The following is a 24,190-nucleotide window of genomic DNA, read 5'->3' as shown; positions in this document are numbered from 1 at the left end:
GACGGTGGCTGTGGCGGGAGAAAACTCACAGCGAAGCTAACCCACCGCGAAACTCTCAACCCTCATGGTGAGGAGCCCGCCACTTGGCGGGCGTCTCGAACCATGAGGCCCCAATGCCGAGAACCGACGAACAAAGAGGACCAACGACGATGCTCCGTCTGCACGGCATCATAGGACGCGCCGACGACAAGGCCTATGCCCGGCAGTTGCACGCCCTGGAGCATCGCGGCGGCATCGAGCTGTTGTTCGTGCCGCCCGCCGATGCCGGCCGCAAGCGCTTCCGCCTGACGACTGATCGCGGCACCGATTGCGCGGTCAGCCTCGATCGCGACGAGGATCTGATCGACGGCGCGCTGCTCTATCTGGAATCCGATCGCGCCATCATCGCCCGTTTCGGCGAGCAGAGGGTCTGGCACCTCGCGCCGCGCGATCCGGCCAGCGCGCTCAAGCTCGGCTGGCATGCCGGCAATCTGCATTGGCGGGTTCGCTTCGAAGACGATTGTCTCGTCGTGCTGCTCGATGCGCCGCTCGAGACCTATCGCGCGCGCATCATGCCTTTGATCGAGTCCGGCGAGGTCGTGGAGCGCGATCATGTTTGATCGTGCCGAGGCGCTGGCGCTCCTGCAACTCGGCGACAGCGCGTTTCCAGCCGGCGGCTTCGCCTTCTCGTGGGGCATCGAGGGCCTCGCCGCCGACGGCCTGCTGTCGAACCGCGACGATCTCGATGGCGTCATCGCCGATCATCTGCAGCAGCGCTGGGCCAGCATGGACCGCATCCTGCTGCGCCGCGCTTGGCGCGCCTGCGACACCGCCGCCATCGCCACCGTCGATCGCCTTGCCGAGGCCACCACGCCGTCGGCTGAGATGCGCGACGGCTCGCGGCGCGCGGGCAGGGCGCTGCTCGGCGTCTGGGTCAAGCTCGCCGGTCCCTTGTCCGTGTCCTATCGCGCGTGCGTCTCGGCGGATGCCCGGCTCGGCCATCTCGCCGTCGTGCAAGCCATTGCCGGCCGTGATGCTGGCCTCGGCCTCGATGCGGCGGAGCTCGTTTCCGGCTGGACCCTCATCACGGGCCTCGTCAGTGCCGCCGTGCGGCTCGGCCTGATCGGCCACATCGACTCCCAGCGCAGCCTCGCGCGCGCCCGCGCGCTGCTCTCCGATTTGCTGGCCGATACGCCCGACGATGACCCCATGCCGTCGAGCTTCACGCCCTTCATCGACATCGCCGTGTCGCGCGGTCCGCTGCGGCACGTGCGCATGTTCACGACCTGAGAGGTTGCGCCATGATGAACCTGTCGCCGACCGAGATGGATCGTCTCGTGATCTTCAACGCCGCGCAGATGGCGCGGCGCAACCGCTTGCTCGGCATCAGGCTCAGCCATCCCGAGGCCGTGGCCTACATCACCGACGAGGTGATGACCGCCGCGCGCCGCAATCTGCCCTACGCGGAGATCCGCGACATGGCGGGACGGCTGCTCACCACCGACGACGTCGAACCCGGCGTCGCGCAGATGATCCCGATGCTCTATGTCGAGCTGATGTTCGCCGAGGGCACCAAGGTGATGGCGCTGTTCGAGCCGATCCAGCCGGCCGACGGCACCGCGGGTGACGAGTTCGTGCCCGGCGAAATCATTGCGGGCGGCGACGACATCGCGATGTTCACTGCGCTGCCGGCGGTCACGCTCGACGTCGTCAACACCGGCGACCGCGACATCCAGGTGCGCAGCCACACCCATTTCTTCGAGGTCAATCGCGCGCTGTTGTTCGACCGCGCCGCCGCCTGGGGCATGAAGATCGATCGTCCGGCGGGACTCGGCGTCCGCTTCGAGCCGGGTGTCACCAAGTCCGTGCGACTGGTGCCGATCACCGGCGACCGGATCGTGCGCGGCCAGGCCGGCCTCGTCAACGGCCCGCTCGATGCAGCCGGCGCGCGCGAGGCCGCGTTGAAGCTCGCGCAGTCGCGCGGCTACCTGGGAGCCTGATGATCATGGCCACGCTGACCCGCCGCGCCTATGCCGAGCTCTACGGTCCGACCAAGGGCGATCTCGTCAGGCTCGCCGACACCAGCCTGCTCGCCGAGATCGAGCACGACTACACCATCTACGGTCATGAGCTTTTGGTCGGCGCCGGCAAGAATTTGCGCGACGGCGAGGCCATCGCCGGCCATCGCACCTGTCAACACAAGGTCCTCGACGTCGTCATCAAGAACGCCACCATCATCGATGCCGTCGCCGGCATCGTGAAGGCCGACATCGGCATCCGGGACGGCCGCATCGTCGGCATCGGCAAGGCCGGCAACCCCGACGTGATGCCGGACGTGCATCCGGACATGGTGGTGGGACACACCACCGCGCCGATCGCCGGCGGCCCGTTCATCGTCACGGCGGGCGCGATCGAGAGCCACGCGCATCTGATCTCGCCGGAGCAGTCCGATCATGCGCTGGCCGGCGGCACCACGACCCTGGTTGGCAACGGCTCGGGGCCTGTGTTCGACGTCGGCAGCGGCTCGGGGCCGAACTTCGGCCATTTTCTGAAATCGATCGAGTTCTCGCCGCTGAACTACGCGCTGTTCGGCCGTGGCGGCTCCAATCCCGAAGCCGTCGAGGAGGCGGTCGCCGCGGGCGGCATGTCGGTCAAGATCCACGAGGATTTCGGCGCTGCGCCCGACGTGATCGACAAGAGCCTGATCGCGGCGGACCGCAACGATTTCGCCGTGCATCTGCACACGGATTCGATCAACGAATACGGCTTCTGCGAGGACACGATGGCGGCGGTCGATGGCCGCACCATCCACATGTACCACGTCGAGGGCGCCGGCGGCGGCCATGCGCCCGACCTGCTCAAGGTCGTGTCCTGGCCCAACGTGATCCCGTCCTCGACCAACCCGACCAATCCCTACACCTCCTATGGCATGGAGGAGGGCGTGCCGATGACGATGATCTGTCATCAGCTCAACTACAATGCGCCCGAGGACGTCATGTTCGGCGAGGCGCGGGTGCGGGCGCAGTCGATGGCGGCGGAGGATTTCCTCCACGACATGGGCGCGATCTCGATCTTCGGCACGGACACGCAGGGGATGGGCCGGCTCGCCGAGAACGTCGCCAAATGCTGGCAGCTCGCCAGCGTCATGAAGGACCGCATCGGCCGGCTGCCGGAGGAGGCGACTGATCGCGCCGACAATGAGCGCATCAAGCGCTACGTCGCCAAGCTCACCATCAATCCCGCGATCGCGGTCGGCATCGATCATGTCGTAGGTTCCATCGAGGTCGGCAAGATGGCCGATCTGGTGCTGTGGCCGCGCGCCTCGTTCGGCCTCAAGCCCTACATGGTGATCAAGAACGGCTTCCCGGTGTGGGCCGCGATGGGCGACGGCAATGGCAGCCTCGGGCTGTCGGAGCCGATGATCCAGAAGCGGATGTGGGGCGCGCTCGGTGCTGCGCCCCAGCGGCTCGGCGTGAACTTCATGTCGAAGCTCGCGGTCGAGGCCGACATCCGCCGCAAGCTCGGGCTGGGCCGCGAGACCGTGCAGATCAAGAATGTCCGTCGCCTGCGCAAGACCGACATGATCAGAAACGCGGCGATGCCGCATGTCGAGGTCGATCCGCAGACGTTCGAGGTGCGCGCCGACGGCAAGCTGCTGATGTGCCCGCCGGCCACCACGGTGCCGCTCGCAAGGAGGTTCATGCTGCGATGAGCCGGCTCGCTCTCACCCGCGTCGATCAGCCCATGACCGCGGCGCGCGTCGGCATCGGCGGCCCCGTCGGCTCCGGCAAGACGGCGCTGGTCGAGCGCCTGATCCCGGCGCTGCAGGCGCGCGGCATCGACATCGCGGTCATCACCAACGATCTCGTCACCGCCGAGGATGCCGAGCGCGTCCGCCGCTCCGGCCTGATCGATCCCGAACGAGTCTCGGCGGTCGAGGCCGGCGCCTGTCCGCACACCGTGATCCGCGAGGACCCGACGCTCAACATCGAGGCCGCCGACGAATTGGAGCGGCGCTTTCCCGGCGTCGAGCTGATCCTGCTGGAGAGCGGCGGCGACAACCTCGCTTCGACGTTCTCGCGCGACCTCACCGATTTCTGGATGTTCGTGATCGACGTCGCCGGCGGCGACGACATCCCGCGCAAGCGCGGTCCCGGCGTGATCCGCGCCGATCTGCTCGTCATCAACAAGGTCGATCTCGCCCCGCATGTCGGCGTCGATCTCGCCCGCATGCAGCGCGAGGCAACGGAAGTCCGCGGCGGCCGGCCGGTGCTGCTGACCAACTGCCGGCGCGGCGAGGGCATCGAGGCGATCGTCGACCTGCTCGAGCGCGAGGTGCTGTTCCGCACGTGACCGATGGCGTTCCCATAGAGCAGCCGCGGCTTGACCTGAGCTTCGTCCGGCGCGGCGGCCGCACCGTGATCGACCGCCGGCTGTTCGCCTGGCCGTTCGTGCTGACGCGCAGCTTCCACACTGACCCGGCGCGGCCCGATCTCCTCAGCGTGATTCTGCAGACCGGCAGTGGCGCGGTGCATGGCGAGGACCGGCTGACGCAACGGTTCACGCTTGGCCCGGGTGCGGCGGCCTGCGTGACGACGCAGGGCGCAACGTCAGTGTATCGCGCCGAGCCGGGCGTGCGGGCGGTGGAGCAGGTGCTGCTGCGCGTCGCGGCCGGCGCGTCGCTCGACTACCGGCCCGAGCCGCGCATCCTGTTTCCCGAGGCTGCCTTATGCCAAGTGCTCGACCTGGACTGCGCCGCCGATGCATCGGCGCTCGTGACCGACGCCTTCACGATGCATGACCCGGACGGGCAGGGGCGCTTGTTCCGCGAGCTCGACTCCACGCTCGTCGTGCGCCGGAGGGGCGAGGAGCCGCTCCTGATCGACCGCATGCAGCTGCGCGATCCTGATGTCGCCGTCTTCAAGGGCCATCGCGCGTTCGGCTCGGCCGTGCTGATGCTGCCCCCGACGCACGATCTCACCGCGCTCCGCCGGCGTCTCGCCGATGCGCTGTCCTGCATCGGCGCCCTCTACGCTGCGGCAAGCCTGCTGCCGGATAGCGCCGGTCTCGGCGTGCGCCTCGCCGGCCGCGAGATGCGCCAGCTGCGCACCGGATTCGACGCGATCGCCGCGATCTATCGCGAGGCGGCGGCTCAGGCCCCGAGCGCGCTGGCGACGGCTCGGCCGACCGCCGCGTGAACCGCGTTGCGCTTGTCGTCGCTGGCCTTGGTCTCGGTGAGATAGCTGCTCACGACGACCGGCGCCCGCCCTGTGGGCCAGATCACGGCGACATCGTTGCTGCTGCCGCGCTCACCCGCGCCGGTCTTGTCGCCGATGCGCCATTCGCCGGGCAGGCCGGCGCGCAGCTTGGCACCACCGGTCTTGCAGGCGATCAGCCAGCCGTTCAGGACGTCACGCGACGCGGCCGACAACGCGTTGCCGCTCGTGAGCTTCGCCAGCGTCTGCGCCACCGCCGCCGGCGTCGTGGTGTCCCTGGAATCGCCGGGCACACTCTCATTGAGATCGGGCTCGGTGCGATCGAGCCGGGTGATGGCATCGCCGAAGCCGCGGATGGTCCGCGTCAACCCCGCCGGGCCGCCGAGCGTGGCGAGCAGCAGGTTCGCGGCGGTGTTGTCGCTCAGCGTCACCGTGGCCTCGCACAGCTCGCCGATCGAGAGGCCCGACGTGCCGACATGCAGCTTGGTCACCGGCGCATAGGACAGGATGTCGGCTTGCGTGATCGGAAGCCGCCGCGAGAGCTGCTCGGCGCCGGCATCGACCTTGGTCAGGATCGCGGCCGCCAACAACGCCTTGAAGGTGCTGCACATCGGGAACCGCTCGTCGAGCCGATGACCGTTGAGCGCGCCGCTCGCGGTGTCCAGCAGCGCCACGCCGAGCCGCCCGCCGCCGTCAGCCTCGATGCCCGCAATTGTCTCTTGGAGGTCGGCTGCGAGCGCCGGCTTCACCAGCAGAGGCACGAGCGCGAGCGGAAACAATTGCCGCCGTGAGTAACGCATCACAGGAACCGTCCTCGAGTCTACGCCGTCTCGAGATCGAAATCGGCCCACACCGGCACGTGGTCGGACGGCTTCTCCCAGGCGCGGACATAACTGTCGATGCCGACCTCGACCAGCCGGTCGCTGGCCTGCGGCGACAGCAGCAGATGATCGATTCGGATCCCCATGTTCTTCTGCCAGGCGCCGGCCTGATAGTCCCAGAACGTGTATTGCCCGGGCGCATCGGTCACCGCGCGCAGCGCGTCCGTCAGCCCCAGGCCGAGCAGCGCCTGGAAGCTCTCGCGCGTCTGCGGGCGGAACAGCGCGTCCTCGACCCAGGCTTCCGGATTGGAGACGTCGGCCGCCGTGGGGATGACGTTGAAGTCGCCTGCGAGGATCAGCGGCTCCTCGGTCTTCAGCCGTTCACGCGCATAGTCACGAAGCCGCGACATCCATTTGAGCTTGTAGGGATATTTTTCCGTGTTCGGCGGATTGCCGTTGGGCAGATAGAGGCAGGCGATGCGGACGACGCCGTGCTTCAGGCTGACCACGCCTTCCAGGAAGCGCGCATGCACATCCTCGGCATCTCCATCGAGCCCGGACTTGGTCTCGTCGAACGGCAGCTTCGACAACAGCGCCACGCCGTTGAAGGTCTTCTGGCCGTGCGTCACCACGTTGTAGCCGAGCGCCTCGATCTCCAGCCGCGGGAATGCGTCATCGGTGCACTTGATTTCCTGCAGGCAGACGATGTCCGGCGCGCACTCCTTCAGCCAGGTGAGGAGGTGATCGATCCGCTGCCGGACCGAATTGACGTTCCAGGTGGCGATGCGCATGGCCTGAGGTTCCCGGGGGGAAGGAGAAACGGCCCCGGTTAGATCAAGCCGCGACCACCCCGGTCAAGGCGAATGGCGTGGAATCACAGGCTGAACGAGCGCCGCTAGCCGACGACGAGCGCAACTCCTGTGGACCACCGGCCGCAGGGCTGGCGCCTGCGGTGCCGATCCATTTGACGGCGAGGCGGGGTGGGCGGTAAAATTTAGGTTCGATCGTCACGTGGCCGCGCTCCGGTCATCCTGGAGCCGCCACAACGGGGGGCATCGACCCCGGACCGATCGGCGGTTGAGCCTCACGACTGTGCCGGACCCGCAGTCTTCAATGTGACGATGTTTGGCTCACTAAGTCGTCCCGGCGAACCGCATCAGACTTCCGTCGACTGGTGGGGTGGGCAAAAGGCGCGCAGCGCCGTGCCCACCGCGCCACGCGGTCAAATGCTCCATCCCTCCGCCGGATACGCCGGCGCATCGCCCGGCAAGATCTCCGCACCCAAGCCGTTGCGGAAGCGGCTGGCGTAGAACGCGAGCGGCAGGCCGTCCCTGTGCCGGCACCAGCGGACCTCGCCGATGAACAGCGTGTGGTCAGCGATCTCGACCGTGCTGACGACCTCGCAGCCGAACTGCGCGATGGCCTGCGGCAGCAGGAAGAACCCGTCGCGCGCGTCAAGCGCTGGTGCTCCTTGGGCCAGCGGGGTGCCGGCGAAATGCCGGCATATCGCGACGGCGTCGGCGGCGAGCACATTGACCGCATAGCGGCGCGTCTCGCTCACCGCCTGCCACGTCCGGCCGCGCTTCAGCGACACCAGCACCGTCGGAGGCTGCGTCGAGACCGTCGTGAAACTGTTGGCGGTCATGCCGACCGCCGCGCCGTCTTCGCCGCTGCTGGTCACCACGGTCACACCGGTCGAGAACCGCGACGCGGCCGCGCGAAAACTGGCCGGGTCCGGCTGATGGCTCATCGGCTTCTCTCCGCCATCACGCTGCAAGCTTTGCTCGGTCATCGATCCAGGCATGAATCCGCCGCTCGCTCGCCAGCCGGTCCCATTGCCGCTCCGGATAGTTGAAATTGTCGGTGAACTCGTCGCAGAGCCCGCGATCCTGCGCCATGGTGAAGATCAGCCGCCCCATCGCCTCCGAGGGCGGCTGCAGCATCAGGTTGGTCCAGCGCGCGGCGGCGAGCACGCGGTTCTCGCGCGCGCGATCGACCGTCTCGACGAAGCGGTCGTCGAACGCCACCGCCTCGGTGATCGCCTTGCCAAGCTCGAACGCGGCATAGGAGGCCATGTTGGCACCCTGGCCCATCATCGGATCGACCACGGAATGCACGTCGCCGAGCGCGATCGCGATCTTGCCGTCGTCGAAGCTGACCGAGGAGCGCCGCACGGTCGGCACCACGGCGCCCTGCAAGAGGTCCAGCGGCTGCAGATCGAAGCGGTGCGTGTCGATCCAATTGTAGGTGTGGGGATGGTGCTTTTCGAGCTTGTCGAGCAGCGTCCGCCGGAAGCCTGAGGGATCGGCGTCGTAGTTGAGCGACACCAGCTCGGCCATGTCGCCGCCGGGAATGTTCTCCATCAGCAGCGCCGTCTTCATGCCGCCGAAGGTGAGCGTCGGGATCACGATCATCTCGCCATGCCCCGGCGAGACCGACAGCGTCACGCCGCGCGGATCGTCGCGGTCGGGGCTGCCGTGGTCGACGCCGTCATACAGGCCGACGCAGAGCAGGCGCTGCGGCTGGTTGTAGGGCGACAGCTCCGGCCGGTGGCTGAACATCCGCCCCAGCGCGCCCTTGCCGGTCGACACCACGAGCAGGTCGAAGCGCGCCACCAGCGCCGGAATGTCGTCGTCCTGAATGCTGGCATATTCGATCGCGCCGCCGCGATCCTCGAAATCCTTCATCAGCGCCGGCAAATAGATCCGGTAGTCGACCGCGCGGCTCGGCTGCTTGAACGCGCCGCGGAAGAGCAGGGGGCTGCCCGGAAAATTGAAGAAGTGATCATGGTGATGATAGACGACATCAGGATCGTCCCAATGGTTCACGCCGAGCTCGTTCTCGCGTGCGACCGTGACGCCGTGGTGCGCCACCGTGTTCATGAGCCGCGTTGCAGCATACTGCTCGGGCTCGCGGTCGGTCAGGACCGTCGCCCGGACGCCATGCTTTTGCAGATAGAGCGCGAGATGCAGCCCGCCGATGCCGGCTCCGACAATGCCAATCGACTTCTCCATGGTCTCCCTCCGTTTGATTTTTTGAGAGGCTAGACCAGGCCGCCTCCTGACGTATACGGAATGAGGAGAATAAAACTCATTCCGGGGAGGAATGGATGGACCGGATCGACGCGCTGCAGACCTTCATCCGCGTCATGGAGGCCGGCAGCTTCACCCAGGCCGCGGCCGATCTCGGCTTGGGACAACCGGCGATCACCAAGCGCATCGCGCTCTTGGAGGAGCAGTTCGGCTGCCGCCTGTTCGTCCGCACCACGCGCAAGCTGCGTCCGACCACCGAGGCCGATCGCGTCCTCAAGCTCGCCAAGGACATCGTCACCTTGTTCGAGAGCGCCGGCGTGCCGTCGCCGCGCCGTGTCGGCGCTCCCTCCGGGACCTTGCGGATGACGGTGCCGACCTCGTTCGGCCGCTTCTTCTTCGCCGACATCTTCGCCGAGTACGGCCGACGCTATCCCGAGGTGCGGCTCGACATCCGCTTCACCGAGCAGTTCGTCGATCTCGTCGAGACCGGCACCGAGCTCGCCATCCGCATTGGCGTGCTCAGCTCGAGCTCGCTGGTCGCGCGGCGCGTCGGCACCGTGAAGCGGCTGCTGGTCGCGGCGCCCACGCTGCTCGCCCGGCACCGTCAGCCGCGGCTGCCGAACGATCTGCGCGAGCTCCCCTGCGTGACCTATTCGCGGCTGTCGCCAAAGAACGAATGGAGCTTCGAGTCCGAGACCGGCCGCCACGTCGTCGGCATCACGCCATCGCTCACGTGCGACGACGCCGACATCATGACCCTGGCCGCGCTGGAAGGGCTCGGCGCTGCCGTGCTGCCGGACTGGTGCGCGGTGGAGCATATCGCGTCGGGCAAGCTGATCCACTTGCTGCCCGACTACGACGTCCCGTCGCTGCCGCTGCACGTCGTCTATCCCGATCCGCAATGGATGTCGCATAGGGCGCGTCTGTTTCGCGACCTGATCATCGAGCGCGCCGATGTGTTCGCGATTAATGCGCCGCAATGAGAGAATCGTAGGGTGGCAAAGGCGCACAGCGACGCGCCAGCGTCGCGAGCACCGTGCCCACCGTTCCACAACATGATCGCGATGGTGGGCACGCGCCGCCTTCGGCGCCGCTTTGCCCACCCTACGTTTGCGCCGTCATTGCGAGCAAAGCGAAGTAATCCATAGTTCCTGGGTCGCCCTGCGTTGCTTCGCTTCGCTCGCAATGACGATCATGCTATGGCTCTGTCTCAAGTGATCACTACGAATTGCGACGCGAGGAAACGACAATGCGACTGGCCGTGATTTCCGATGTGCATGGCAATCTTCCGGCACTGGAGGCCGTGCTCGCCGACATCGCGACCCGCAGCGTCGATGCCACCGTCAATCTCGGCGACTGCGTCACGAGCCCGCTATGGCCGCAGGAAACCTTCGAGCTGCTGCAGTCGCTGGCGCTGCCGACGGTGCGCGGCAATCATGACCGCTGGATCGAGGAATGGCCGGAGGAGAAGCTGTCGCCGGCCGGCCGTTTCGCGCGTGCGTCGCTCACGCCTGAGCGGCGACGCCAGTTGCATGCCTTGCCGGCGCGGATCGCGTTGGAGCAGGGCATTCTTGCCGTCCACGGCACGCCGGATGACGACAGCACCTGCCTCCTCGAAGAGATGCTCGACGACGGCCGCTACGTCTCGGCGCGTCGCGACGTGCTGGCCGCGCGTCTCGTCAATCTCGGCGGCGCCACGCTGGTGCTGTGTGGCCACAGCCATCGGCAGGCGATGGTGCAGGTGCCGCGCGGGCCCCTGGTCGTCAATCCCGGCAGCGTCGGCTGCCCCGTATTCGGCGACATCCCCGTCGCTGCCCAGCTCGAATATCGCTCGCCGCACGCGCGCTATGCCGTTCTGACGGAGCGGCGCGGACATTGGCAGGCGGAGTTGTTCGCGCTGACCTACGACTGGGATCGCGCCGCGGCGCGCGCCATGGAGAACGGGTTTCCGCGTTGGGCCAGCGCCTACGCATCCGGCGCGGTGATCTGAGGGATCGGTCCGAGCGCGGCGCGACACTGGCCCTCGCGCGTGCCCGTCGGGCAAATCGGTGGCGCGGCCTTGTGTATTCTCCGAGCGTCAGCCGGTGCGGCCGGCGTCGAATCCGTCTGCGCGCCGAAAGGATTTTCGTCAGTCGCTTCAAGCTGATTTGCCCTGTCCAGTCCCGCGTCGAAAAATTTCGTTGTTTCTTTTTATCAGAAATCGCGCTTCATTAGGTCGTCCCGCCCCGGCACGAGGGGCGTATCGCGATCGTCACGACACGCGGGGTGGGATGCGACGGGCGCTGTGGACTGCAGCATGGCTGATGCCGTGCGGACGAACAGTCCTGGCGCACGCCGAAATCGCATGGTCCTGGTCTCCCGATGCTGAGGCCAAGCCGGTGGGGACGATGATCCGCCGGCCACGGGGGCAATCAAGCCGGTCCCCGGGGAGAGTGCGTATAAGGCGTAGAGCCGTCGCGCAGGGAATGCCGGTTGACCGGCTGGACCTGTGGTGACTGCCGCCTGCTTTTTTTCTGCAGGCGGGCCATGGGTTGCGGCCAGCACCCGGCATTCCCTGCGCCCTCGACCTCAACGAGGGTGAAATCGACGATCATGACTCGGGCATATCGTGCCGCGAGGACGACGAGTTGCATCCAGCCCTGTCAGCGCGCGCGTTCGGAACTTCCGTAATTCTACGGGCGGGACAATTAACGCGGCTGAAGCAGCCGGTCAGGCATGGCAAGGGATCACAAGGAAGGTTCTGCGCGCTCATGAATTGGCCTGGGGATCCCACGCGCTCGAAGCGAACGGCCGGTGGCAGCCCGCTGGGTGCCTTCTTCCTTTGGATCGGCGGCTTCGGCGCCATCGAAGGTCTCGACGATGAAGCGCTGACCGAGCGAGATCGCCGGCGCATCCGGGCGCGGCAGGTCGATGCCGTCGCGCGCCTCGTCCCCGTGACCATCGGCATCAATTTCGCCAACGCGGCGATCATTCTCGGCGTGTTCTGGAACACCGTCTCCAATCTCTTCCTCATCGCGTGGGGCGCCGCGATCGCCGTGGCCGGCGGCATGGCGCTGCGCGGCTGGTGGCGCGCGCGCAAGTCGCGGCCGCAGGAGGCGTCCGAACGCGCCATCTCCCGGATGACGCTGCAGGCGTTTTTCTTGGCGACCATCTGGGGATCGCTGCCGCTGATCGTGATGCCGCAGGTCGATCCGCATCTGCAGATCATCGTGGGCTCGCTGATGACCGGGATGATCTCCGGTGGCGCGTTCGCGATGTCGAGCGTGCCGCGGGCCGGCCTCGCCTACACCTGGACCCTGATGCTCGCCTCGGTGGGCTCGCTGCTTCTGTGCGGCGGCGCGACCTATCTCGTGCTCGTCGTGTTCCTGCTGCTCTACACCTCGTTCATGGTGCGTCACCTGGTGTCGCACGGCAACGTGTTCCTGGAGAACCTGAAGGCGCAGATCCGGCATGAGCGCCAGAACGAGACGATCTCGCTGCTGCTGAAGGAATTCCAGGAGAACGCCGCGAGCTGGCTGTGGCAGACCGATGCCGAGGGCCGTCTGATCGACGCGCCGCAGCGCTTCGCCGACGTGGCGCAGCTTCCGCTCGATCAGCTCAAGGGCGAGCGGCTGATCGATACGCTGAAATATCTCTGCCCGACGGATACGGCGACGCTTTCGACTCTCGCCGACCGCATGGCAAAGCGGCTGTCGATCCCGGAGATCCTGATCCATGTCGTGGTCGCGGGCGGCGAGCGCCGCCGCTGGGCGCTGACGGCACGGCCGGCGCGCGACCATGAGGGCAAGTTCGCGGGCTATCGCGGCTTCGGCCGCGACGTCACCGAGCGCTGGCGGGCCGAGCAGGCGGAGGCCGAGAGCCGTGCCAAGTCCGACTTCCTGGCGATGATGAGCCACGAGATCCGCACGCCCATGAACGGCGTGCTCGGGCTCGCCTCGACCCTGCTGGAGACAAAGCTCGACGATGAGCAGCGCCACGCGGTCATGACGATCCGCGAGTCCGGCGACAATCTGCAGCGCATCCTCAACGACATCCTCGATCTGTCCAAGCTCAATGCCGGCAAGCTCGAATTCGAGACGGTGGATTTTTCGCCGGCAGCCCTGGTCGAGGCGGTCACCGCCATCATGGGGGTCAATGCGAAATCGAAGAGCCTGCTGGTCAACGCGGACATCGATCCGAAGCTGCCGCCGGCTCTGAAGGGCGACGTGGCGCGCATTCGCCAGGTCCTGATCAATCTTGCATCGAACGCGGTGAAGTTCACCGAGCGCGGCGGCATCACCATCGCCGTGGCCTGCCGCACGCGCGACGACCACAAGGCGACGATCGAATGGCGGGTCTCCGACACCGGCATCGGCATTCCCGCCGATCGCGTCGGCAAGCTGTTCACGGATTTCGCCCAGGCCGATGCCTCGATCAACCGCCGCTTCGGCGGCACCGGGCTGGGGCTTGCGATCTCCCGGCGCATCATCGAGCAGATGGGCGGGGTCATCGCGGTGTCGTCGGTGCAGGGCGAAGGCTCGACCTTCCGCTTCAGCCTGACCTTGCCGTGGAGCGACAAGCAGGTGTCGGGTCAGCGCGCCGACCGTGTCGGCGCCGGCGACCTCAAGGCGCGGATCGGGGCGCTCGGCCGTCCGTTGCGCGTCCTGATCGCCGAGGACGACGCCACCAACCGCATGGTGGTGTCGAAGATGCTGCAGGAGTTCGCGGTCGAGAAATGCATCGTTCCGGATGGCTTGCAGGCGGTGAAGGCGGCCGACGAACAGGAGTTCGATCTGGTGCTGATGGATGTCCGCATGCCGGAGATGGACGGCATCACCGCGACCCGGACCATCCGGGCGAGGGGCGGGCGGCTCGCCGGGCTGCCGATCATCGCGCTGACCGCGAATGCCTTCCCGGACGACATCAAGCAGTGCCGCGAGGCCGGCATGACCGACTTTCTGGCTAAGCCGTTGCGCAAGCCGGCCATGGTGTCGGCGATGCTGAAGGCAATCGGAACGCCCGCACCGAGCGTTGAAGGGCCAACGCTTGCGCCGTCCGACGGCCCTGCCGTCATCGCGGAGGTCTGACCGATACGACGGAGGCTAGACCGAGAAGCTGGTGCCGCAGCCGCAGGAGGCGGTGGCGTTGGGATTATTGACCCGGAACGAGGCGCCCATCAGGTCGTCGACGAAATCCACCTCCGAGCCGGCGAGGAACGGCACCGAGGCCGGATCGACCAGCACCACCGCGCGATCGCGCTCGATGACGAGATCGTCGTCCGCCTTGGCGCGGTCGATGTCGAACTTGTACTGGAAGCCGGAGCAGCCACCGCCTTCGACCGAGATGCGCAGCATCGCGCCGGCGCTCTCCTTGCCGAGGATCTCTCCGATGCGGCGGGCGGCGCGTTCGCTGATGGTGACGGGGCCGGTCGAGGCATCAGTCATGGCAATGGGTCTCCGGGAGGCGCGTCATGCCCTATTCATTTGGTGCCGGGCACTCCCCATAGTTAAGTGGGCTCCGCCGAGGAATCAAACCGCAAAAGGAACAATCGCCCGTGTCGGTCGGAATGGCTGCCCCCCGCGCTCCCTATTCCTGCGATCCCGATCGCAGCCGGGGCCGCCTGTTCGCCGAGCCGCCGTCCCGCACCCGCAGCGCTTTTCGCCGCGATTGCGACCGGGTCATCCATTCGACCGCCTTCCGACGGCTGAAGCACAAGACCCAGGTGTTCGTCTTCCACGAAGGCGACCACTACCGCACCCGTCTGACCCATTCTTTGGAAGTCGCCCAGATCGCCCGCGCGCTCGCCCGCCAGTTCGGCCTCGACGAGGACCTGACGGAGACGCTGGCCCTGGCGCATGATCTCGGCCATCCACCGTTCGGCCATGCCGGCGAGCGCGCGCTGAACCGCTGCATGGCGGACCATGGCGGCTTCGACCACAATGCCCAGACATTGCGCATCGTCACGTCGTTCGAGCAGCGCTACCCGGATTTCGACGGTCTCAACCTGACCTGGGAATCGCTCGAGGGCATCGTCAAGCACAACGGGCCGTTGCAGGCGCCGATCCCGCCGGGAATTACCGAGTTCAACGCCCGGTTCGACCTGGAGCTGTGGAGCTACGCCTCGCTCGAGGCCCAGGTCGCGGCGCTGGCGGACGACATCGCCTATGATGCCCACGACATCGACGACGGGCTGCGGGCCGGCCTGTTCACGGTCGACGACCTCAAGGAGATTCCGCTGCTCGCGGCGATGATCGCCGAGATCGACCGCCAATATCCGGTGCTCGATCCGATCCGGCGCGGCGCCGAGCTGGTGCGCGAGCTGATCTCTTACCTGATCGCAGCCGTGGCGGCCGAGACCGAGCGCCGGATCGCGCGGGCGCAGCCGATGTCGCCTCACGACATCAGGCGGCACAGCGGGCCGCTGGTGGCATTTCCGGCCGATGTGGCCGAGCACGAGGCGACCATCAAGGGGTTTCTCTGGCAGCGGATGTACCGTCATGAGCGGGTGATGCGGGTGATGCGCGATGCCGAGCGCATCGTCGCCGATCTGTACGGCCGCTACCATGAGGACGGTTCGACGCTGCCCGTGGGCTGGCTGGACGGTTGCGAGGGCGAGGGCGATCGGGCTCGCCGCATCGGCCACTTTATCGCCGGAATGACGGACCGTTTCGCCTTAACGGAGCACCACCGGCTTTTTGACTCGACTCCGGATTTGCGTTAGGCGGCGGCATGGTCGAACAAGCTTCCACCCCTTACCTTTTTGCCGACATGCTCGCGCGTGTCCACGCCATCTGCGCCGCGCTCGCCAAGCACGGCGGCTGGCCCGAGGGCATCGATTTTTCGCGCGTGGTGGTCGAGCCGCCGCGCGATCCGAGCCATGGCGACATGGCCACCAATGCCGCGATGGTGCTCGCCAAGGAGGCGAAGGCCAAGCCGCGCGAACTCGCCGAGCAGATCGCCGAACGTCTGCGGGCCGACGAACTCGTCGCCAAGGTCGACGTCGCCGGTCCCGGCTTTATCAATCTGACGCTTCAGCCGGTGGTCTGGGCGCAAGCGCTCAGCACGATCCTGCGCGAAGGCGCCGCCTACGGGCGCGTCGCGCCGGTGCCCGGCGCGCCGAAGGTAAATGTCGAGTACGTCTCGGCCAATCCGACCGGGCCGATGCATGTCGGGCACTGCCGCGGCGCCGTGTTCGGCGATGCGCTATGCAGCCTGCTGCAGTTCGCCGGGCGCGACGTCACGCGCGAGTACTACATCAACGACGCCGGCGCGCAGGTCGACGTGCTCGCGCGCTCCGCCTTCCTCCGATATCGCGAGGCGCTCGGCGAGGATATCGGCGCGATTCCGGATGGGCTCTATCCCGGCGACTATCTCAAGCCGGTCGGGCAGGCGCTCGCGAGCGAGTACGGCGACAAGCTCAAGGCGCTCCCTGAGACCGAGTGGCTGCCGATCGTACGCGACAAGGCGATCGCGATGATGATGGCCGAGATCAAGGACGATCTCGCTGCGTTGAACATCCGTCATGACGTGTTCTTTTCGGAGCGCTCGCTGATTGCAGGTAGCACCAACAAGGTTGCCGACACGATCGAGTTCCTGCGCGAGCGGGGCGACGTGTATGAAGGCCGTCTGCCGCCGCCAAAGGGCGCGCCGGTGGAGGATTGGGAGGATCGCGAGCAGCTCCTGTTCCGCGCCACCGCCTATGGCGACGACGTCGATCGTCCACTGATCAAGTCGGACGGCAGCTACACCTATTTCGCCTCCGACATTGCCAACCACCGGCACAAGTTCGAGCGCGGCTTCGCCGACCTGATCGACGTATTCGGCGCTGATCACGGCGGCTACATCAAGCGCATGCAGGCGGCGGTGAAGGCCGTCACGGCTGCGCAGGCAGTGCTCGACGTCAAGGTCGTGCAGCTCGTCAAGCTGTTGCGCAATGGCGAGCCGGTGAAGATGTCGAAGCGCTCCGGCGACTTCGTCACCTTGCGGGAAGTTGTTGATGAAGTGGGGCGCGATGCGGTCCGTTTCATGATGCTCTACCGCAAGAACGACGCCGTGCTCGATTTCGACCTTGCCAAGGTGATCGAGCAGTCGCGCGACAATCCCGTGTTCTACGTCCAGTACGGCCACGCGCGAGGGCATTCGATCTTCCGCAATGCCCGGGAAAGCCTGCCCGAATTGCCGGAGGCGGAGGGCGCGCGACTCGCGTTCCTGGCGCAGGCGAATCTCGAAAAACTATCCGACCCGGCTGAACACGACCTCTTGAAACGGCTGGCGCTGTACCCACGTACGGTTGAGAGCGCGGCCGTAGCGCATGAGCCGCACCGGATCGCCTTCTACCTATATGAACTTGCAAGCGAATTTCACGCCCTCTGGACGCGGGGGCGGGATTTGCCCTATTTACGCTTCATTATCGATGATGATGCAGAATTGACCAAGGCACGTTTGGCCATGGTTCAGGGCGTCGTCTCGGTTCTGGCGTCGGGACTTGCGATCTTGGGCGTTAATGCTCCTGATGCAATGCGCTGATTGGGGGAAACACACGACTTCAGTTGGGGGCCTCAATCTGGCAGGGTCCGCCTTAGGACGCATATGCGGCTCACCCGCAGGGACGCTTCATCACGATGGCTGATCGTTACCAGGACAGACCCTTTCCCGCTGATGGTTTTGGCCGTGGTGGAAACCAGCAGGCCGATGCCGATCCGCTCGCCGAACTCGCTCGCCTGATCGGGCAGAACGATCCTTTTGCCGCGTCGGGCCGGGCAACTCCTCAACCTCAGTCGCGTCCGATGGTGCGCCCCGCCGCGCCCGCGCCAGAACAGCCGGTTCCCGGCATGCCTCCTGCCGGCGCTCCGGCCTGGATGCAACGTGCCCAGCCTGCCGCCGCCAATCCCTTCGCCGACATCGGCCGCGAGCCGGCGCCGGCACCGCCGGCCTTTCCGGCGGGCTATCAGGATCCGCGCGGCCAGCCGGGCTTCCCGGACCAGGATTTCGCGCCCGCGCCCCGGCAGCAGCAGGGTTATCCGAACGCGGAGTTCGCCGACCAGCTGTCCAAGCTCGACTACAGCGTCGGGGAGTCGCGCCACGGGTTCGCCGAGAACGACCGCGACTACAACCGCGACAACGGCTTCGATGACAACGAGCCGGACTCCTCGCGCTATGACGATGCGCTGTTCGGGCAGATGGGCTCGGGACAGCAGGGGTTTCAGGGCGACAACGATTTCCAGGACGGCCAATACGGCTATCAGGACGGCTACGACGAGGGCGAGGAAGAGGAGCGGCCGCGGCGGCGCAGCGGCATGAGCACCGTGCTCGCGGTGTTGACCCTTGCAGTGGTCGGCACCGGCGGCGCCTACGGCTACAAGACCTACATCTCGTCCGGCCGCACTGGCGAGCCGCCGATCATTCGCGCCGACAACAGTCCGACCAAGATCATGGCCCAGCAGGATCCGACGCCGAAGGTGCCGGATCGCCTGCTCGGCAATGATGGCGGCGAGAAGCTGGTGTCCCGCGAGGAGACGCCGATGGATCTGAACGCCCGCGGCGGCAATCCGCGCGTGGTGTTCCCGCAAATGAACCAGAATGCGGCTCCGCCGCCGGTCAGCGCCGGGGCGGCCCCGATGTCGCAAATGGCCAACGCCAATGGCATTTTGCCCAACAGTGATCCGCGTCCGATCAAGACGCTGTCCGTGACGGGGGGCAATCAGGCCGCAGCGGCCGATCCGCCGATGCCGGCGACGCCTGCAACCAAGCCGGCGGCGACGCCGAAGGGCCGCAAATCGCCGGCCAACGCCAACGCGTCGGCCGCCAACGACAGCCCGATGCCGCTGACTCCGCAGGCCGCAGCACCGGCGCGCATCGCCGCGGCCGTGCCGGTCACCGAGCAGACCCAGAATGATCGTACCGGCGGCTATCTGGTCTCGATCTCGTCGCAGGCCAGCGAGGCGGAGGCGATGTCGTCCTACAAGGCGGTGCAGGACAAATACGGCGCCGTGCTGGGCAAATATGAGCCGATCATCAGGCGGATGGATCTGGGTGAGAAGGGCGGTGTCAGGTACCGCGCAGCCGTCGGGCCCTTCGCGACCAAGGAAGAGGCCAACAAGATGTGCGGATCGTTGAAAACCGCCGGCGGACAGTGTTTCCCGTTTAGCAACCAGTAAGGCTTGCTTGACCGCCCCCGAGGCGGGGTCTATGCGGCCCGCATGACCATGCGGGCTTTCATTACCGGCATCTCCGGGCCTGATCTCACCGACGCCGAGCGCGCGTTCATCCGCGAGTTCAGCCCCTGGGGTTTCATCCTGTTCAAACGCAACGTCCAGTCACCCACCCAAGTGACTGCACTGGTTGAGGAATTAAGGGCCTGCGTCGGCCGCGCCGAGGCTCCAGTCCTGATCGACCAAGAGGGGGGCCGGGTGCAGCGGCTGGGGCCGCCGCATTGGCCGGCCTATCCCGCCGGCGTGGTGTTCGACCGTCTCTACGATCTTGATTCGGCCGCAGGCCTCCGTGCCGCTTGGCTCAGCGCCCGCCTGATCGCCGACGACCTGCTCAAGCTCGGCATCACCGTGGATTGCCTGCCGCTCGCCGACGTCCCCGTCGCCGGCGCTGATGCCGTGATCGGGGATCGGGCCTATGGCACGACGCCAGAAAAGGTGGCGGCGATCGCCCGGGCGGTGACGGAGGGGCTGGAGCAGGGCGGCGTGCTGCCGGTGCTGAAGCACATTCCGGGGCATGGCCGGGCCACCGCCGACACCCATTTCCGGCTGCCGACCGTGGACACGCCAGAAGCGGAACTCGACGCAACCGATTTCGCCGCCTTCCGGCCGCTGGCCGACCTCCCGATGGCGATGACTGCACATGTTGTGTTTAGCGCGATCGACGCCGCCCATCCGGCCACGACTTCTGCGACAATGATCGAACGGGTGATTCGCAAACGGATCGGGTTCCAGGGTTTGTTGATGAGTGATGACGTTTCCATGAACGCATTGGCCGGATCGATCGCCGAGCGCACGCGTGCGATCGTGGCGGCCGGCTGCGACATGGTTCTTCACTGCAACGGCCGACTGGACGAGATGCAGGCGGTCGCGGCCGAGACGCCGGAGCTGGCCGGCCAGGCTCTGGTTCGCGCCGATCGCGCGCTTGCGGCGCGCAAGGCACCTACAGGCTTCGATCGTGACGCCGCGCGCGGCGAGCTCGACGCCTTGATCAACCGGCTGGGACCCGCGAGCGCATGACCGCTGAAATTCTGTCGTTTGAAACCGGCCGGCCCACCACGGAGCTGGCCGAGGCCGAACCGGCGTTGGTCGTCGACGTCGAGGGCTACGAGGGCCCGCTCGATCTGCTGCTCGCGCTGGCGCGGCAGCAGAAGGTCGACCTCGCCAAGATCTCGATCCTGGCGTTGGCCGACCAGTATCTCCAGTTCATCGAGGCCGCGCGCAAGATCCGGCTCGAGCTTGCAGCCGACTACCTCGTGATGGCGGCTTGGCTAGCCTTCCTGAAGTCGCGTCTCCTGTTGCCCGAGCCGCCAGCGCAGGAAGGGCCGAGCGCCGAGGAGATGGCGACCGCGCTCGCCAACCGGCTGCGCCGCCTGGAGGCGATCCGCGAGGCCGCCAATCGTCTGATGAATCGTCCGCAGTTCCAGCGCGACGTGTTTCCCCGCGGCAATCCGGAAGAGATCGCGGAAGTCCGCCGCCCGAAGTTCACAGCCACCCTGTTCGACCTGCTGTCGGCCTACGCCATTCAACGGCAGGCACGTGTCGTGACATCCGTTCATATGGCCAAGCGCACCGTCTGGTCGCTCGCTGAGGCGCGCGCGTCGCTCGAACGGCTCGTCGGCATGACCGAGGTGTCGGACGACTGGGGATGTCTCGACGACTATCTCCTGAGCTACGTCGCCGAGCCGGCCCAAAAGGCTACCGTCTTCGCATCGAGCTTTGCGGCCGTGCTGGAGCTGGTCCGCGAAGGGCAGCTCGAGCTGAACCAGAAGCAGGCGTTCGCGCCGCTGTATTTTCGTAAGCGTCCACCGATCCAGCCCGGCGCCATGGCTGCGCCGGACTTGACGGTTGAGTAACGAAGAAGGAGACCCTGCCATGGCAAGCTTGGCGGAACTGCGCATGGAAGAGCCCGACGAGATCGCGACGAGCGAGCCCGAGGTGCGCCCCGAAGAGTTGCGCATCCTCGAGGCACTCTTGTTTGCCTCGGCCGAGCCGCTCGAGCAGGCCACGCTTGCCAAGCGTATGCCTGAAGGTGTCGATATCAAGGCCGCGTTGGCGCAACTGCAGGCGGAATACGCCAATCGCGGCGTCAACCTCGTGCGCGTCGCCAACAAGTGGACCTTCCGTACCGCCGGTGATCTCGCCTGGCTGATGACGCGCGAGAGCACCGAAACGCGCAAGCTGTCACGCGCGGCGATCGAAGTTCTGGCCATCGTTGCCTATCACCAGCCGGTGACGCGTGCCGAGATCGAAGAGATCCGCGGCGTCGTCACCTCCAAGGGAACGTTGGACGTTCTGTTGGAGACCGGCTGGATCAAGCCACGCGGGCGCCGCAAGACCCCGGGCCGTCCGCTGACCTTCGGCACCACCGATGCGTTCCTGGCCCAGTTCAGCCTGGAGACCCTGGGCGATCTGCCAGGACTGGAAGAGCTGAAGGGCACGGGCCTGCTGGATTCCCGCTTGCCGACCGGCTTCACCGTCCCGACGCCATCGGACGATCCGACGCTCCGGGAGGACGAGGAGCCGCTGGATCCGGGCGATCTCGATCTGGCGCTTGCGCCGGCGGTCGAGGCCGAACCTGGCGAAGCCGAAGCTGCGGAAGACGAAACGGCCGAGATGGAAACGGTCGCAGCCGACACGGCTGCGGCCGAGGTCGCCGAAGGCCAGATTGCGACCGCCGAGGCCGCTGTTCGGGACGACACCTCGTCGCAGGTCGCTATTGGCGATCTGGAACTGCCGGGCGCCGATGCGGAAACCGAGATCACCGAGGTGGACTTGGCCGTCGAGGAGATCGAGGTCGGGCCGGACGACGGGGCCGTTATCGAGCTCGTCGAGCTGTCTGCCGACGCTGACGCTCAGGTAGACGACGAGGCAGAGGCAGAGGCCGAGGTCGACGCGGCGGATGAGGAGATCGACGCGGCCGATGACGCGCACGACCGCGATACCGACGACAACGGCTCGCCGCACTAAAACTAGCGGCCGGGGCTGTTAACACTCGCGTTATTGCGTAGGTCCGGCCTCGATTTGTCGGACCTTAAGTGCTTGTTTTTGGAGGCGTTGGCGCCTACCTTCCGCCCAGATCGGGCTGTCCGCGCGCTATTTTGGCCAGTGACAGGCCGCGTTCGTGTTGCTGTTTCGCAATCGAATGCTAGAAGCGAAGTGTCGCGGTCAAGTCCATGGATATGGCGCGGTTTCGGCGGTAGCGTCGACGGGCAGTCGGGTGAAGGCTGCGCCGGTGTTTGGAGGGTTGCAGGATGGGTTCGCTTAGCATTTGGCACTGGATCGTCGTGATCGCGGTCGTCCTGCTGTTGTTCGGGCGCGGCAAGATTTCCGATCTGATGGGCGACGTCGCGCAGGGCATCAAGGCCTTCAAGAAGGGCATGCAGGACGACGACAAGGCGCCGGAGAAGACCGAGCCAGTCAAGTCGATCGACCACGGCGCGACACCTTCGGCCACCCGCACGGATGTCGGCAGCAAAGCCGTTTGATCTGCGCGTGAAAGGCGCGGGCGGCGCGCTCCCGCAGAGACGGCACCGGGACCTGTTCGGACAGACCCGGGCAGGCGGGATCAGAGGCGTCGTCGCGTAGGCGGATTGTTTCATGTTCGATATCGGCTGGAGTGAGCTGCTCGTCATTGGGGTCGTCGCGTTGATCGCGATCGGTCCCAAGGAGCTTCCGGGCGTCCTGCGTATGGTCGGGCAATGGATCGGCAAGGCGCGCCGGATGGCCTCGGAGTTCCAGGGCCAGTTCCAGGAGGCGATGCGCGAAGCGGAGATGGCCGACCTCAAGAAGAGTTTCGATGAGGTCCGCGAGGCGGCCAGCGGTTTCACCCCGACCGGCGTGATCTCCTCGTTGCAGCGCGACGTCGACAAGGCGCTCGATATCGAGGGGATCGACAAGTCCGCCGAGCCGGCACCAGCATCGGACGTGGCTGCTGCTTCGCCCGAGCCTCCTGTGATGACCCCGACCACCCCCGAACCTCCAGTGGCCGAGACCTTCGTGGAGCCTGAAGTCCATCAAGCCGTGGGCGAGCCGCTGGCGATCGTGCGTGAAATCAAGCCCGAGCCGCAGCCTGAAATGTCTGCGTCAGCAGAAGCTGAACGTCTGAAGGACGCCAAAGCGTCATGACCGTCGAAGATATCGAGGCCAGCAAGGCCCCGTTGATGGATCACCTGATCGAGCTGCGGTCGCGGCTGATCAAGGCACTGCTCGGCTTCGGCGTGGCCTTCATCTTCTGCTTCTTTTTCGCCAAGCAGATCTACAACATCCTGGTGCTGCCGTTCGTCTGGGTGGCAGGGGCCGAGAACAGCAAGTTCATCTACACCCAGCTGCTCGAATATTTCATCACGCAGCTCAAGCTCGCGATGTTCGGCGCTGGTTTCATCTCGTTCCCGATCATCGCGACGCAGATCTACAAGTTCGTGGCGCCGGGGCTGTATCGCCACGAACGCAATGCTTTCCTACCCTACTTGATAGCGACCCCCGTCTTCTTCGTGCTCGGCGCCATGCTGGTCTATTTTGCGGTGTGGCCGATGATCGTGCGCTTCTCATTGGGCATGCAGCAGCTCGGCGGCCCCGAGACGGCGCAAATCGCGCTGATGCCCAAGGTCGGCGAATATCTGTCGCTGATGATGTCGCTGATCTTCGCCTTCGGCATCGCGTTCCAGCTGCCGGTGATCCTGACCCTGCTTGGTCGCATCGGCATCGTGACCTCGCAGATGCTGAAAGAGAAGCGGCGCTATTTCATCGTCATCGCCTTCATCATCGCCGCCGTGCTGACGCCGCCGGACGTGCTGAGCCAAGCGTCCTTGGCGATCCCGCTGCTGGCCCTCTACGAAGGCGCCATCATCGCGGTGGGGATCGTCGAGAAGCAAGCGGCTGCGAAGTCGGGCTCCGGCACGTCGTCCGGCTCCGGCAATCTGCCCAGCAATCCGGCCGAGTAGGGCCGGGCTTCC

The 24,190-nt window shown here is 66.4% G+C and carries 23 protein-coding genes; 18 read left to right on the top strand and 5 right to left on the bottom strand.

Features of this window, described 5'->3' with window-relative positions:
• Positions 1-149: 149 nt before the first annotated feature.
• The 6 genes from ureE to QX126_RS07085 are packed head-to-tail and all read left to right on the top strand — an operon-like array spanning position 150 to position 5,177.
• Entirely contained in the window at positions 150-599 is a 450-nt protein-coding gene (gene ureE, locus QX126_RS07110) for an urease accessory protein UreE (protein WP_315780128.1), read from the top strand.
• Positions 592-1,269 (top strand): urease accessory protein UreF, encoded by a 678-nt coding sequence (locus tag QX126_RS07105; RefSeq protein ID WP_315780126.1) that lies wholly within the window; start codon positions 592-594, stop codon positions 1,267-1,269. Before ureE ends, QX126_RS07105 begins: the two co-directional genes overlap by 8 nt.
• Before the next feature lie 11 nt (positions 1,270-1,280).
• Positions 1,281-1,979 (top strand): urease subunit beta, encoded by a 699-nt coding sequence (gene ureB, locus QX126_RS07100; RefSeq protein WP_315780124.1) that lies wholly within the window; start codon positions 1,281-1,283, stop codon positions 1,977-1,979.
• 5 nt (positions 1,980-1,984) lie between these two features.
• Complete coding sequence (gene ureC, locus QX126_RS07095) at positions 1,985-3,691, top strand: urease subunit alpha (RefSeq protein WP_315780122.1); 1,707 nt, start codon at positions 1,985-1,987, stop codon at positions 3,689-3,691.
• Positions 3,688-4,332: an urease accessory protein UreG gene (gene ureG, locus QX126_RS07090; RefSeq protein WP_315738162.1), complete on the top strand. Its 645-nt coding sequence runs from the start codon at positions 3,688-3,690 to the stop codon at positions 4,330-4,332. The genes ureC and ureG overlap by 4 nt, the downstream gene beginning before the upstream one ends.
• Positions 4,329-5,177: an urease accessory protein UreD gene (locus QX126_RS07085; protein ID WP_315780120.1), complete on the top strand. Its 849-nt coding sequence runs from the start codon at positions 4,329-4,331 to the stop codon at positions 5,175-5,177. Before ureG ends, QX126_RS07085 begins: the two co-directional genes overlap by 4 nt.
• Here the strand turns inward: QX126_RS07085 and bla are convergent.
• The 4 genes from bla to styA all read right to left on the bottom strand — a co-directional run bounded on the left by bla (position 5,132) and on the right by styA (position 9,030).
• On the bottom strand, positions 5,132-5,995 hold the full coding sequence (gene bla, locus QX126_RS07080; protein WP_409999080.1) for a class A beta-lactamase: 864 nt from the start codon (positions 5,993-5,995) through the stop codon (positions 5,132-5,134). The two genes, QX126_RS07085 and bla, sit on opposite strands and share 46 nt — an antisense overlap.
• Before the next feature lie 20 nt (positions 5,996-6,015).
• Entirely contained in the window at positions 6,016-6,807 is a 792-nt protein-coding gene (gene xth, locus QX126_RS07075; RefSeq protein WP_315738159.1) for an exodeoxyribonuclease III, read from the bottom strand.
• Between the two features lie 431 nt (positions 6,808-7,238).
• Positions 7,239-7,766 (bottom strand): flavin reductase family protein, encoded by a 528-nt coding sequence (locus QX126_RS07070; protein ID WP_315780116.1) that lies wholly within the window; start codon positions 7,764-7,766, stop codon positions 7,239-7,241.
• A gap of 16 nt (positions 7,767-7,782) precedes the next feature.
• Positions 7,783-9,030, bottom strand: coding sequence for a styrene monooxygenase subunit StyA (styA, locus tag QX126_RS07065; RefSeq protein ID WP_315780114.1), 1,248 nt, complete (start codon positions 9,028-9,030; stop codon positions 7,783-7,785).
• 95 nt (positions 9,031-9,125) lie between these two features.
• Here styA and QX126_RS07060 point away from each other — a divergent pair, with 95 nt between their 5' ends.
• From QX126_RS07060 to QX126_RS07050, 3 genes are all read left to right on the top strand, one after another.
• Positions 9,126-10,031: a LysR family transcriptional regulator gene (locus tag QX126_RS07060; RefSeq protein WP_315780112.1), complete on the top strand. Its 906-nt coding sequence runs from the start codon at positions 9,126-9,128 to the stop codon at positions 10,029-10,031.
• Positions 10,032-10,297: 266 nt separating this feature from the next.
• Positions 10,298-11,038: a metallophosphoesterase family protein gene (locus tag QX126_RS07055; RefSeq protein WP_315780110.1), complete on the top strand. Its 741-nt coding sequence runs from the start codon at positions 10,298-10,300 to the stop codon at positions 11,036-11,038.
• A gap of 760 nt (positions 11,039-11,798) precedes the next feature.
• Positions 11,799-14,114, top strand: a complete 2,316-nt coding sequence (locus QX126_RS07050; protein WP_315780109.1) for an ATP-binding protein — start codon at positions 11,799-11,801, stop codon at positions 14,112-14,114.
• 15 nt (positions 14,115-14,129) lie between these two features.
• Here the strand turns inward: QX126_RS07050 and erpA are convergent, their stop codons facing one another.
• Complete coding sequence (gene erpA / locus QX126_RS07045) at positions 14,130-14,471, bottom strand: iron-sulfur cluster insertion protein ErpA (RefSeq protein WP_315711699.1); 342 nt, start codon at positions 14,469-14,471, stop codon at positions 14,130-14,132.
• Between the two features lie 110 nt (positions 14,472-14,581).
• Between erpA and QX126_RS07040 the strand changes: the two genes are divergently transcribed.
• The 9 genes from QX126_RS07040 (at position 14,582) to tatC (ending at position 24,178) form a co-directional block, all read left to right on the top strand.
• Positions 14,582-15,748 (top strand): deoxyguanosinetriphosphate triphosphohydrolase, encoded by a 1,167-nt coding sequence (locus tag QX126_RS07040; RefSeq protein WP_315780107.1) that lies wholly within the window; start codon positions 14,582-14,584, stop codon positions 15,746-15,748.
• Positions 15,749-15,756: 8 nt separating this feature from the next.
• Positions 15,757-17,553 (top strand): arginine--tRNA ligase, encoded by a 1,797-nt coding sequence (gene argS, locus QX126_RS07035; protein ID WP_315780105.1) that lies wholly within the window; start codon positions 15,757-15,759, stop codon positions 17,551-17,553.
• A gap of 95 nt (positions 17,554-17,648) precedes the next feature.
• Positions 17,649-19,184, top strand: coding sequence for an SPOR domain-containing protein (locus QX126_RS07030; RefSeq protein WP_315738151.1), 1,536 nt, complete (start codon positions 17,649-17,651; stop codon positions 19,182-19,184).
• Positions 19,185-19,226: 42 nt separating this feature from the next.
• The gene (gene nagZ, locus QX126_RS07025) at positions 19,227-20,255 is read left to right on the top strand and encodes a beta-N-acetylhexosaminidase (protein WP_315738150.1); all 1,029 of its coding nucleotides are present in this window, start codon (positions 19,227-19,229) and stop codon (positions 20,253-20,255) included.
• Positions 20,252-21,091 (top strand): ScpA family protein, encoded by an 840-nt coding sequence (locus QX126_RS07020; protein ID WP_315738149.1) that lies wholly within the window; start codon positions 20,252-20,254, stop codon positions 21,089-21,091. Before nagZ ends, QX126_RS07020 begins: the two co-directional genes overlap by 4 nt.
• A 19-nt stretch (positions 21,092-21,110) precedes the next feature.
• Positions 21,111-22,205 (top strand): SMC-Scp complex subunit ScpB, encoded by a 1,095-nt coding sequence (scpB, locus tag QX126_RS07015; RefSeq protein WP_315738148.1) that lies wholly within the window; start codon positions 21,111-21,113, stop codon positions 22,203-22,205.
• A 284-nt stretch (positions 22,206-22,489) separates the two neighbouring features.
• A complete protein-coding gene (locus tag QX126_RS07010; RefSeq protein ID WP_006614346.1) occupies positions 22,490-22,723 on the top strand; it encodes a twin-arginine translocase TatA/TatE family subunit in 234 nt (77 codons plus the stop codon).
• 112 nt (positions 22,724-22,835) lie between these two features.
• A complete protein-coding gene (gene tatB / locus QX126_RS07005) occupies positions 22,836-23,363 on the top strand; it encodes a Sec-independent protein translocase protein TatB (protein ID WP_315738147.1) in 528 nt (175 codons plus the stop codon).
• On the top strand, positions 23,360-24,178 hold the full coding sequence (tatC, locus tag QX126_RS07000) for a twin-arginine translocase subunit TatC (protein WP_315738146.1): 819 nt from the start codon (positions 23,360-23,362) through the stop codon (positions 24,176-24,178). The genes tatB and tatC overlap by 4 nt, the downstream gene beginning before the upstream one ends.
• Positions 24,179-24,190 lie beyond the last annotated feature (12 nt).

The sequence above is a fragment of the Bradyrhizobium sp. SZCCHNPS1003 genome (assembly GCF_032381555.1).
Classification (GTDB): domain Bacteria; phylum Pseudomonadota; class Alphaproteobacteria; order Rhizobiales; family Xanthobacteraceae; genus Bradyrhizobium.
The sequence above is the reverse complement of the archived record's forward strand: the minus strand, read 5'-3'. Positions and strand labels throughout refer to the sequence as shown.

Coding starts and splice junctions, on each gene's coding strand:
- QX126_RS07020 (WP_315738149.1), top strand. CDS start 20,252: ATGACCGCTGAAATTCTGTCGTTTGAAACCGGCCGGCCCACCACGGAG.
- erpA (WP_315711699.1), bottom strand. CDS start 14,471: ATGACTGATGCCTCGACCGGCCCCGTCACCATCAGCGAACGCGCCGCC.
- QX126_RS07105 (WP_315780126.1), top strand. CDS start 592: ATGTTTGATCGTGCCGAGGCGCTGGCGCTCCTGCAACTCGGCGACAGC.
- nagZ (WP_315738150.1), top strand. CDS start 19,227: ATGACCATGCGGGCTTTCATTACCGGCATCTCCGGGCCTGATCTCACC.
- QX126_RS07050 (WP_315780109.1), top strand. CDS start 11,799: ATGAATTGGCCTGGGGATCCCACGCGCTCGAAGCGAACGGCCGGTGGC.
- ureG (WP_315738162.1), top strand. CDS start 3,688: ATGAGCCGGCTCGCTCTCACCCGCGTCGATCAGCCCATGACCGCGGCG.
- ureB (WP_315780124.1), top strand. CDS start 1,281: ATGATGAACCTGTCGCCGACCGAGATGGATCGTCTCGTGATCTTCAAC.
- tatB (WP_315738147.1), top strand. CDS start 22,836: ATGTTCGATATCGGCTGGAGTGAGCTGCTCGTCATTGGGGTCGTCGCG.
- QX126_RS07055 (WP_315780110.1), top strand. CDS start 10,298: ATGCGACTGGCCGTGATTTCCGATGTGCATGGCAATCTTCCGGCACTG.
- QX126_RS07070 (WP_315780116.1), bottom strand. CDS start 7,766: ATGAGCCATCAGCCGGACCCGGCCAGTTTTCGCGCGGCCGCGTCGCGG.
- xth (WP_315738159.1), bottom strand. CDS start 6,807: ATGCGCATCGCCACCTGGAACGTCAATTCGGTCCGGCAGCGGATCGAT.
- scpB (WP_315738148.1), top strand. CDS start 21,111: ATGGCAAGCTTGGCGGAACTGCGCATGGAAGAGCCCGACGAGATCGCG.
- ureC (WP_315780122.1), top strand. CDS start 1,985: ATGGCCACGCTGACCCGCCGCGCCTATGCCGAGCTCTACGGTCCGACC.
- styA (WP_315780114.1), bottom strand. CDS start 9,030: ATGGAGAAGTCGATTGGCATTGTCGGAGCCGGCATCGGCGGGCTGCAT.
- bla (WP_409999080.1), bottom strand. CDS start 5,995: ATGCGTTACTCACGGCGGCAATTGTTTCCGCTCGCGCTCGTGCCTCTG.
- QX126_RS07010 (WP_006614346.1), top strand. CDS start 22,490: ATGGGTTCGCTTAGCATTTGGCACTGGATCGTCGTGATCGCGGTCGTC.
- argS (WP_315780105.1), top strand. CDS start 15,757: ATGGTCGAACAAGCTTCCACCCCTTACCTTTTTGCCGACATGCTCGCG.
- ureE (WP_315780128.1), top strand. CDS start 150: ATGCTCCGTCTGCACGGCATCATAGGACGCGCCGACGACAAGGCCTAT.
- QX126_RS07030 (WP_315738151.1), top strand. CDS start 17,649: ATGGCTGATCGTTACCAGGACAGACCCTTTCCCGCTGATGGTTTTGGC.
- QX126_RS07060 (WP_315780112.1), top strand. CDS start 9,126: ATGGACCGGATCGACGCGCTGCAGACCTTCATCCGCGTCATGGAGGCC.
- tatC (WP_315738146.1), top strand. CDS start 23,360: ATGACCGTCGAAGATATCGAGGCCAGCAAGGCCCCGTTGATGGATCAC.